Source organism: Photobacterium sp. WH24, from assembly GCF_019204055.1.
In the GTDB taxonomy this organism is placed as follows: domain Bacteria; phylum Pseudomonadota; class Gammaproteobacteria; order Enterobacterales; family Vibrionaceae; genus Photobacterium; species Photobacterium arenosum.
Map to the genome: position 1 here is coordinate 1 of NZ_JAGSOZ010000051.1, position 1,089 is coordinate 1,089.

General features: G+C 46.0%; 1 protein-coding gene. It reads right to left on the reverse strand.

Annotated features, from left to right (window positions below):
- Window positions 1–36 precede the first annotated feature (36 nt).
- On the reverse strand, window positions 37–984 hold the full coding sequence (locus KCG43_RS21270; protein ID WP_218387459.1) for an IS30 family transposase: 948 nt from the start codon (window positions 982–984) through the stop codon (window positions 37–39).
- Window positions 985–1,089 lie beyond the last annotated feature (105 nt).

Genomic DNA, 1,089 nt, shown 5'->3' on the forward strand with positions numbered 1-1,089 from the left:
CCCGAATTCAACTTCGAAGTGCGACACTCTCCAATATCAAGCAGCCAAAGTCATTTCTTCAAATACAATGGCTGGCTGCTTGAAGCCTAAACACTTTCTTGGACGATAATTTATCCGCGATAAAGCGAATTCAATATCGCTGTCTGTTACCGTTGTTAGGTCGGTTCCTTTCTTCACATATTGCCTTAAAAGACCATTAGCATTCTCATTAGCTCCACGTTCCCAAGAGCTGTAAGGGTGAGCAAAGTACACATCAGCCTCCAACTCCTTTGCGATGGTTTCATGACCGGCAAATTCTCTCCCGTTATCTGCCGTGATGGTATGGACATGTTTCTTATAAGGCATCAGTAGTTCTATTGTGGCTTTGGTAACATCATCTGCTGACTTAGAGGGCACTTTCTTTACCACGTAAAATCGTGTTTTACGCTCTAAAATAGTCACCATAGCTCCAGAGCCGTGCTTGCCTAATACGGTGTCGATTTCCCAATCACCAAATCGCTCCTTACTGTCAACGATGCTTGGCCTATCATCGATCGAAACAGCATTCTTGATCGCTGGCGCTTTCTCTTTTTTACCGCGACGATACCGCTTGTGTCCTTGCCTCAAGTGGCGATATAACTTGCCACCCAAGCGCTTATCCTGCGCAACAAATCGGTAGATCCACTCATGGCTGACAGCGGCACCGATTTTCGTTAATACACTGGAAATCTGCTCTGGACTCCAATCCGCTTCTAAAAGGAGGCGGATAAAATCAACACGCTCCTGAGGTATTCGGTATTTACGCGCTGATGTGCGTTTTTTGATTGCTAACGCCTGGGCTTCGTTTGGGCAATACTGACTGCCTTTGCGGCCGCGTTTAAGCTCCCGATATACCGTAGAGCGATGGCACTGAACTGTTTTAGCTATTTCAGAAACCGAAATTCCCCGTTCCAAAAGAGCAGAAATCTGGTATCTTCTGCCCTCGGTCAACTGCTGATAATTCATGGTAGTACTGCTTGTTTCTTTGGCGAGAAGAGCGTACCACTTTTAGCAGTTGGCTTCCTCTTCTACACCTTCCCATGAATGTCGCACTTATTATCTGAAATCGGG